Below are 9,299 nucleotides of genomic sequence, written 5' to 3' on the forward strand. Positions count from 1 at the left end.
ATTTATATAAGGTCTGATAATATTCATTATGTTGCATGAATAGTGGAGTCTTTAGATCCTAAAGACATCTCAATCAGAAAGATACCGTTTCTCTAATTGCTGAAGCGATCATTGGAGCTGTTGATAAAGTCTTTATGCATTTTGAAACACTTTGTAAGTGTATCGTATCAGTAACAAAAAGACTCTCTAAAGCGCTTGCCTCAATTTTTTGTATAGCGTCACCAACAAAAAGACCATGAGTCACCGTAGCAATAATTTTTTTTGCTCCTTTTTGCTTACATAAATTTGCAGCTTCAACCAGCGTATTTGCTGTTGAGCATAAATCATCAATAATTACGACGTTTTTATCCTGCACGTCTCCTATTAATTTCATGCGTACTTCGAACGAATTTAGACGTTCTTTTTTAATCACAGCCAGTGCGGTATCTAACATCCTTGCCGTCCTTTCTGCGATTTTAATACTCCCTATATCGGGAGCCACCACAAGGCAGTCTTGGCTTATATAGCTTTTTATAGTGTCTATAAAAAGCTGTTGGCAGTGCAAGTGATCCACATGTGTTTCGTAGAAGCCTTCTATTTGATCAGCATGCAAATCAAATGTGATAAGGTTTGTAATACCTGCTGTAGTGAGTACATTAGCTACAAGCTTGGCTGTAATAGGTACCCCAGTCTTATTTCTTCGATCTTGGCGGCAATAGCCAAGATAAGGAATAATTGCTGTGATACTCTTTGCGGAAGATCTCTTCACGGCATCGGCAATAATAAGCAATTCGAATAAGTAATGGTTTGGTTGACCTACAATCGATTGCAATATAAAAACATCACGCCCTCGAACATCTTCTAAAACTTTAACGTGAGTTTCTCCGTCAGGAAACTGATTCAACTCCATATGTCCAAGTTTTATTTTCAGCTCAGAACAAACATTTTGAGCTAATATTACGTTAGAAGAACCTGACAATAAAATAGGTTGTTTATTCATAATTTTATCTCTAAAACTTCAAGTAACTTACAGGTAAATTGGTAGATTTCACTGAAAGTATTATAAAGAGGTGTTGGTGTTACTCTAATGATATCTGGTGGTCGCGAGTCACAAGTTATCCTTTGAGCTTCCAGTTTTTGTAAAACCTCTTCGCTATGTTGTTGAATGCGAACAGACAGCTGACTCCCCCGCAACTCCGGGTCTCTTGGAGTGATAATTTCAAAATACGAAGAAGGAGCTAACTCGAGTAATTCTAATAGGAAAGCTGTCATCTGTTTTGATTTGTTTCTTACCCTCTCCATACCGGCTTCTTCAAAAACTTCCAGGGTTGCAAGAAGAGGCATGAGAGATAATATAGAAGGAGTACTCACCTGCCAGCTATAAGCACCGCCGTAAGGAACAAACTCTGGTTGTAGTTGCATTTGAAAACGTGTTTCAGGATCATTTCCCCACCACCCACTGAAACGCGGAAGTTGTTCATCATGATGGGATTTGTGAACATAAGCAATACCCGGTCCTCCCGGTCCTCCACAAAGGTATTTATAGGAACATCCCAAAGCAAAATCCACTCCCCATTCGTGGAGTTTAAGAGGAATATTTCCTGCAGCATGTGCTAAGTCGCAACCAACTATGCATCCTTTTTCTTTTGCTAAGTGTGTGATGGCTTCTACTTCCAGAACTTGTCCTGTTAAAAAGTTGACACAGTTCATAAATACAAGGGCTATAGATTCACCCTGTTCTTTCAAAATCTGTTGAAAATCTTCATAACGAAGTAAATCTTCATCTGCGCGGGGCTTCAAAATAATTAAAGCTTCGTCAGGATTTCTCCCATGAAAACTCAGATGGCTTTTTATCGCATATAAATCAGAAGGAAATGTGGGACCTTCGATTAATATTTTATATCTTGTGTCGGTTGGTCGGTAAAACGAAACCAGCAACAAATGTAAGTTCATAGTGAGGCTATTCATTACGATGACTTCCTCATATTCCGCGCCTAAAATCTTGGAAAGAGGTTGTCTTAAAGGCCTATCAAAAGAACGATACCAGTTTCCTGTCCCCTCAAACCATCCATTCACTCCTACGTCTGACCAGCATTGCAATAGTTCTTCTATTTTCGTAAAAGCGCTTACTGCTGGAAGACCTAAAGAATTATTACAGAAATAAATAGCATTGGGATCTTTCGGCAGGGAAAAACGTGCTCTCAAATGTTTCAGACAATCCTGTTCGTCCAATTGCGTGGCTTTTTTCTGATAATTTTTTAAAATTTCATTCATTTTTGCTTCTCTTACTGGCGGGGATCTATGGATTGAGCAAATGTTGTAAGTTCTTCAGGAGATATTTTCTTTTCTAATTTCTCCACAAAAGCGGAACCTACAACAAAGCCATCAGCATGTTCTAAAGCTGCTATAGCACTAGCTCGGTTAGCTATTCCAAATCCAGCAACAATCGGAATTTGAAAATATCGACGTAATCTCGCTATTTGTGTAGAAAAATCATCAGAGAGTTTGCTTCTTATTCCTGTAGTTCCTTTATGAGAAACATAATAGAGAAAACCTTTTGCTAACTTACTGATTTGTAATAATCGTTCTTCCTGGGTAGAAGGTGTGACTAATAATATGGGGAACAACTTAGCTTCCATTAAAGCTTGAAAGAAGGATTCTGATTCATTTGCATTCCTAGGAATGGGTAGGTCTACAGTTAAAACAGCATCAAATCCTGCGGCTTTTAACTGATGCAAATATTGGGGGCCTTTTTGCAAAAGCGGATTATAATAGCTAAATAACACCAAAGGAATGTCAGAAGTTTGACGCAAAGCTTTTGCGATTTCTAAAATGGTAGTAGAGTCGGTCTTTTCTTTTAATGCTCTTGTGTGAGCTTTTTGGATTATAGGACCGTCTGCAACAGGATCTGAAAAAGGGAAGCCTATTTCTAAGATGTCAACACCTCCCCGAAGTAAAGCGTGAGCACATGCAACGCTGTAGTCAAATCCGCCATCCCCTCCTGTCAAATATCCAATGAAGGGTTTTGTATTTTTAAATGCTGTTTCAATTCTATTCATTGTTACCAGCCTCTATTAGATTGCTTATTTGCTCTAAATCTTTATCCCCTCTTCCGGATAGATTAACGACAACAACGCTCTCTTTTGGAAGAGTAGGAGCCATTTTAATCAATCCTGCAAGAGCATGAGATGATTCTAGAGCTGGAATAATGCCTTCGAGTCGTGAAAGAAGAAAGAAAGCTTCTAAAGCAGCTTTGTCTGTTGCTACGGTATAGGAAGCTCTTCCAGACTCGTATAATACTGCGTGATCGGGACCTACTGCAGGATAATCTAAACCTGCAGAAATAGAGTGAGTGGGTAAAACCTGCCCCTCGTTATCTTGTAAAAGGTAGGAGTAAAATCCGTGTAAAACTCCGGGACGACCTGTGGCAAATCGAGCAGCGTGATGACCCGATTCAACCCCTAATCCTCCTGCCTCAACTCCAACCAGTTTAACGCGTGTATCGGGAATAAAATGATGGAAGAACCCAATAGCATTTGATCCACCTCCAACACAAGCAATAAGAAGATCGGGAGAGCAGCCTATTTCATGCAGCTGAGATTTCACCTCTAAACTTATTATCGATTGGAAGCTGCGCACGATCTCGGGATAAGGACTGGGTCCGAGAGCAGATCCTAAGCAATAATGCGTAGATTCATAATTTTTGGACCAATCTCTAAGAGCTTCGTTAACAGCATCTTTTAGGGTTTGGGAGCCCTGGTCAACGGAAATAACTTCCGCGCCTAATAAGCTTATTTTGTCTACATTGGGTTTCTGTCTTTCAATATCTTTAGTACCCATATAAATGACACATTCGAGACCTAAGTAGGCACAAGCAGTTGCTGTTGCAACTCCGTGTTGCCCAGCTCCTGTCTCTGCAATAATTCGTGTTTTTCCTAGATGTTTAGCAAGTAAACATTGACCTAGAGCATTATTAATTTTATGAGCTCCAGTGTGTAAAAGATCCTCTCTTTTTAGGAAGACACGCGGTCCATGGATTGCTTTGGCAAAGTTTTTAATTTCGGTTAGCGGTGTCGGTCTTCCTGCATAATTTTTTAAAACCGAATCCAACTCATTTTTAAAGTCACTTTGATCTCGTAGGGACTCCCAGCTATTGCTTAAATCTTGAATAGGAGCCATCAATATTTCTGGCATAAATTGCCCACCAAATGGGTAAGGATGTTTCATATTTTCTCCCCTAAAATTTTTGCAGACTGGATGAAAGCTTTGAGTAAATCTGGATCTTTTCTTGTCTTATTTGGGAATTCTACACCTGTAGCAACATCAACCCCATTAGGGTGCAAAGTGGCAATGGCTTCTTCTATATTTGCAGGGTTTAATCCCCCAGCTAGCATCCAAAAGGTATCTCTTGGTGACGAGAAAGCTTTCCAGTTAAATTGTTTGCCGGTTCCCCCTTTTTCAGTGTCGTATAAAGGAATGACTTTAGGAGGCAAAGATTGTGGGTGACAAACATCTCCATTTTCTCGGACAGAAATTGCGTAAATGATGGAATAATCTCTTAAGAGCTTTTCCAGAGATCCCGAAGGAAAAGAGTTGTGTAATTGAACGGTCTTGATTCCTGTTTGCTCGCAGATAGCAATAATCTGGTCTGTAGTTTGTTCCACAAACACACCTACAGGCTCAGCACCCAGGCGTTTTGTTGTGTTAGTAATGCTTTTTGCCATGGATAACGAGGTCTTGCGTTTTGATTTCTCAGCAAAGATCATTCCAATATAATCTGCCCCTAAAAGAGCGGCATATTCCGCGTCCTCAGGATGTGTAACTCCACAAATTTTAACTTTCATTTTCTTCCCCTTTCATTTGTTTAATTAACAAAGCAGGGTCTTTAGATCGCACAAGAGCTTCTCCGACCAAAACGGCGTCAAATCCAAGCTCACGCATCCGTTTGGCTTGTATAGGGTGATGGATTCCTGATTCAGCTACGGTAATGATCTGAGGAGGGATAAAGGGTTTTAGGCTCTCTGATAGATTGAGATCGATTTCAAAAGTTTTAAGATTACGGTGGTTAATGCCAATAATGGAAGCTTCTGCTTCTAAAGCTAATTCAAGTTCTGAAAAGTCATGAATTTCGGTTAAAACTTCTAAACCTAATCTATGCGCTTCTTGTATGAGAAATTTTAAATTTTCTCCAACAACGCTCACGATTAAAAGAACTGCGTTTGCTCCGAAGAAAATAGCTTCCGCTAGTTGTAAAGGATCTAGGATAAAATCTTTTCTTAATACAGAAACATGAGAGTATTGTGATTGGAGTTTTTGGCTTACCTGTTGCATATCTAGAAAAGATCCACCGAAGCCTCGGGTGTCAGTAAGAACTGAAATAGCAGCAGCCCCCCCGCAACAATATTTTAATGCAAGATCTGCTGGATTATCTATGCATCCAATCTTTCCACGTGTTGGAGATTGTCTTTTTATTTCGCCAATAATGGATAAACCCGGTCCTTTTAGGGCTGTGGCAAAATGCTCTCTTCGTAAATGATTTTGGTTTAGAATTTGACTCAGATAATGATCCGGCTGTGTGCAAACTTCTTCTTTGAGCCGTTCTACTTCTTGTTTTTTATAAGCAACGATGTTTGCTAAATGATGAGCTAATTGCATGATCCCCTCTTCAACTTTAGTTGTTGTGAAAATGCTACCCACTTTTCTAGTACTCTTAATGCTTCTCCTTCCATCAGTGTTTGCCGGGCAATCTGTATTCCCTCTTCTAAAGTTGTAGCATTGCCAAAAATCCAAACGGCGGCTCCAGCATTGAAAATAAGAGCATCGGCAATAGCGCCTTGCTGGCCTGAGAAAGCTTTCTTCAAAATAAAAGCATTCATCTTGGAATCGCCGCCTTTTAGTTCTTCGATCTTACAAGAAGCAAACCCGAAAGACGTTGGATCTATTTCAATGCGAGTTTTTTTGCCTTGTTGAATATCATAGCCAACGACTTTCCCTAGAGTAGTTAACTCATCAAGACCACTTCCATGAAAAAGAAAAGTTCTCTGAGTGTTTTGAAACTGGAGGCAAACTTCGCTCATAAGTTCTAAAATAGGCTCATTAGAAACCCCTATCAAAGAGTACTCAGTGTTTGCGGGATTGAGCAATGGGCCTAAAATATTAAATGTGGAAGGGATTTTCATCCCTTTTCGTATAGGAGCCAATTTCTTCAAGGAGGGGTGGTAAATAGGAGCAAACATAAATCCAATACCCACTTCTTGAATGCAAGACAGCAATTCTTCCGGAGTCATTTCTATTTCTATCCCGAGTGCTTCTAAAACATCTGCAGACCCGCTTTGACTAGAAACAGAACGATTTCCATGCTTTGCAATAGGAATTCCGCAAGCTGCTGATAATATGGCTGATCCTGTGGAAATATTGACTGTATTAGCTAAATCTCCCCCTGTGCCTACAATGTCTAAAGCTGGAAAAGGTAGATCTACAGATGTTGCCTGTTTTTGTAATGCAGACACCATTCCAGCAATTTCTGTGGGTGTTTCCCCTCGATATTTTAACACAGCCAAAAAGGCTGCTATTTGATGCGGATCAGACCCATTTAACATGAGATTAGTAACGGATTCCGCCTCATCGTATGTTAAATGTGATTGATTCATAATTGATTGCAAATAAGTTTGTAGCATGGCAACGCTCAAATTAATTGGATGTAAAATGATATCCAAGAATTTAAATTTTTTACCCTCATTGACAGCATTAATATATGGCTTTCAAAGGATGTTCTACCGTCTTTAAGGACAAAGTTTTCGAATTAGGAAAATAGGAAATAAAGAAAATTATTGGGCGAATGCCCACCAAAGAGAAAAGAAGAAGGGCGCAGAGGAATATAATGCGCATAAATTATTCAATAAGGCTAAAGCATTTGTAGAAAATGTATCGGCTTTATTGATTTTCATATCTTCCACTTGAGTGTTTTAAAAATTCTTTAAATTCAGGATCAACAGCTTTCAAAGCGTTTGAGCCTCTTGTAATTTGCGCGATACTCACCCCATATTCTTTGGCAATTTCACGTTGTGTTAGCTGATCTGCTAGCAGCGCTTGGATAATTAAATAACGAGAAGCCATAGATTCTCGCTCTCCAAAAGTAAGAAATAACGCAAAGAAATCACGAAATGCTTCAGGAGTCTTAATTTTAGAGCACAGCTCTAAAAAATCACTCCAACCGTTTTCATTACTTGCTTGCGCCATTTCTTTTCCCTTTAATTGTTGTAATGTTACAGCAGTACAGATTATTTGTCACTCTTTTATGTTCTGCGGTACTGATTTCTCCTTACAGAGGCCACCATGACTCCAATAGAAACGCAAATCACGATGAATCCTAGTATGAGGGAGACAGTTGCAGATACAGCAAACCAATCACCTGATACCCACGATCTAGAAGGATTTCTTAATATATCTCCATCAAATATCCAAGTTCTATTTTCGGGCAGGTTATTGGCTGTTGCATTGATAGGATTATTCAGGGCGCTCGGTATAGAACATCCGTTTAGTATTCCAGCACCTAGTCCAGCGACAACCCCCGCGCACATTACGGGCAGAGCTTCAGCAACTCCTCGCCTTGCGGCATCAGCAACGCGAACAACCCTCCTTTCACCATTACCATCTTCCGCTTGTTCATGCTCTCCCATAAGTCTTAGCCCAAGTCTTTGGGCTCTTGCACGGAAACGGGTTAAACACGTGTTTCCAATAGCCAAAACTACCCAAGTTCCACTCATTACTGCTCCGCCAAAATAAATTGCTTGTAGGATGGGGACAGGTCTTTGCAGTCTTTGAGCATAATTTATAGATTCTGCAGCAGAAATTAACAGCATAGGAGCTGTAAGAGATCTAGCTAGTAAGCGTGCCCTCCTATGACCGAATCTTACTTCCCTACGGTTTGTGAACATTAACACGAGTCTTTGAACTAGTCCTGCAGTGTATCCAATATGAGTGATCCAATAAAAATTTCGGTCTTCCACTGGTAACATACTACGCACAAAAACGTCCTGCATTATTGCAACCACGCTAGGAATAAGAAAGATTCCGGAGAGTAGGATATCAGGACACGTAGAAGGATGAGGGTTAACCAATGCTTCGTGAGGATTATCCGTATTATTGTATTCGGCTTCTCTTTGAGTAAAATCTCGCATATCCGATCCCATTTGTATCAAGGACATGGCAACTGCAGGATCTGTAATCGGACCTCCGTTTAACTGGAAAAGATTCCGTATTCCCAGAACATATTGATAGGAAGGATCTCTCAATCCGGGTAAAATAAGGCCTTCGGCCCCAGCGGAATATCCTAAAGTGCTAACATTAGAATGATTATAACCATAGCGATCTAGTAAAGTTGTTAAATCTCCAGTAACACGAAAATGATGAACGCTTGGATGCCCAACGACATATATTGTCGGAGCAATCCCTATACAATCCACTCGATTAGAGAATCTGCAATAATCCAGGGCTTGCTGAACATAGGCTCCTCCATCGCCATAAAATATAATAGTATGTCTTGAGCTAGCGTTTTCTGAATGAGAAAAAAAGGAGTTTAAAACCTCCAATAAAGCAACGCATAAAGGATGCGTGGGACTAACTGAATTACGTCGGTCTAAAAATCCTGAAGTTGTGAGACCGCTTCCAGAATTATACAAAACTCGTACGGGTTCTCCTCGAAGTCCGCTAATATGCATGCCTTCTAGCTGAGATTCTGTTTCTGTTTGCCAACTGCCATTAATATATGTCGTTGAAACCTGGTAGTCCGCAGGCTCCTGGGTATTCGTATCAGCAATACATAAAAACTCAGAAATATTATTCCCTCCTGAATGGCCATACATACCGTCGTTACCCACTAGATGTATTTCAGATCCTAAAGTTGGGTCAGTACTAGAGTTGAAATGTACAATAGCTTGTTCTACTCGAATAGCGACAGTATCGACATTATTTCCTCCTTCTTCCGAAATATCATTTTCTTGGTTCTCATTAGTTAAATTATGCGTGGGAATTCGAACAGGTGTTACCATTGTATCTCACTTTATTCAGACAAACATAAACAAAAGAAATGGCCCTCAGCCATATCTCTGATGCAAATTCAAAAAACAATCCCTAAAAGAGAAAAATAGACAGGAGAAGAGACTAGTTGCTATATAGAACTTCTCTTCATTATCGAGTTCAATGATTAAACTGTGGGTGGCGATGCAGTTTCTTCGTTAGACTTTTCTAAATATTTAGAAACGAAGAAATAAAAAGACCGAGAAATACACCATCGAAACTATATCTTTGTGCATAGGTAT

9 protein-coding genes are annotated in these 9,299 nt (G+C 39.8%); all 9 read right to left on the reverse strand.

From position 1 onward, the window contains the following. Nucleotides 1–73: 73 nt before the first annotated feature. The 9 genes from CF_RS02200 to CF_RS02240 all read right to left on the reverse strand — a co-directional run bounded on the left by CF_RS02200 (nt 74) and on the right by CF_RS02240 (nt 9,029). Entirely contained in the window at nt 74–979 is a 906-nt protein-coding gene (locus CF_RS02200) for a ribose-phosphate diphosphokinase (protein WP_011457985.1), read from the reverse strand. After that, on the reverse strand, nt 976–2,253 hold the full coding sequence (kynU, locus tag CF_RS02205) for a kynureninase (RefSeq protein WP_011457986.1): 1,278 nt from the start codon (nt 2,251–2,253) through the stop codon (nt 976–978). The genes CF_RS02200 and kynU overlap by 4 nt, the downstream gene beginning before the upstream one ends. A gap of 11 nt (nt 2,254–2,264) precedes the next feature. Continuing rightward, nucleotides 2,265–3,038, reverse strand: a complete 774-nt coding sequence (trpA, locus tag CF_RS02210) for a tryptophan synthase subunit alpha (RefSeq protein ID WP_011457987.1) — start codon at nt 3,036–3,038, stop codon at nt 2,265–2,267. After that, nucleotides 3,031–4,206 carry a tryptophan synthase subunit beta gene (gene trpB / locus CF_RS02215; protein WP_011457988.1) on the reverse strand — a complete coding sequence of 392 codons (1,176 nt, stop codon included), beginning with the start codon at nt 4,204–4,206 and terminating at the stop codon, nt 3,031–3,033. The genes trpA and trpB overlap by 8 nt, the downstream gene beginning before the upstream one ends. Further along, on the reverse strand, nt 4,203–4,823 hold the full coding sequence (locus tag CF_RS02220; RefSeq protein WP_011457989.1) for a phosphoribosylanthranilate isomerase: 621 nt from the start codon (nt 4,821–4,823) through the stop codon (nt 4,203–4,205). Before CF_RS02220 ends, trpB begins: the two co-directional genes overlap by 4 nt. Then, entirely contained in the window at nt 4,813–5,676 is an 864-nt protein-coding gene (locus tag CF_RS02225; RefSeq protein ID WP_232500669.1) for an indole-3-glycerol phosphate synthase TrpC, read from the reverse strand. Before CF_RS02225 ends, CF_RS02220 begins: the two co-directional genes overlap by 11 nt. Then, nucleotides 5,625–6,656, reverse strand: coding sequence for an anthranilate phosphoribosyltransferase (trpD, locus tag CF_RS02230; RefSeq protein ID WP_011457991.1), 1,032 nt, complete (start codon nt 6,654–6,656; stop codon nt 5,625–5,627). Before trpD ends, CF_RS02225 begins: the two co-directional genes overlap by 52 nt. 256 nt (nt 6,657–6,912) lie before the next feature. After that, on the reverse strand, nt 6,913–7,218 hold the full coding sequence (gene trpR / locus CF_RS02235; RefSeq protein ID WP_011457992.1) for a trp operon repressor: 306 nt from the start codon (nt 7,216–7,218) through the stop codon (nt 6,913–6,915). 56 nt (nt 7,219–7,274) lie between these two features. Then, on the reverse strand, nt 7,275–9,029 hold the full coding sequence (locus CF_RS02240) for a DUF687 domain-containing protein (RefSeq protein WP_011457993.1): 1,755 nt from the start codon (nt 9,027–9,029) through the stop codon (nt 7,275–7,277). Nucleotides 9,030–9,299 lie beyond the last annotated feature (270 nt).

This window comes from Chlamydia felis Fe/C-56, from assembly GCF_000009945.1.
Taxonomy (GTDB): Bacteria; Chlamydiota; Chlamydiia; order Chlamydiales; family Chlamydiaceae; genus Chlamydia; species Chlamydia felis.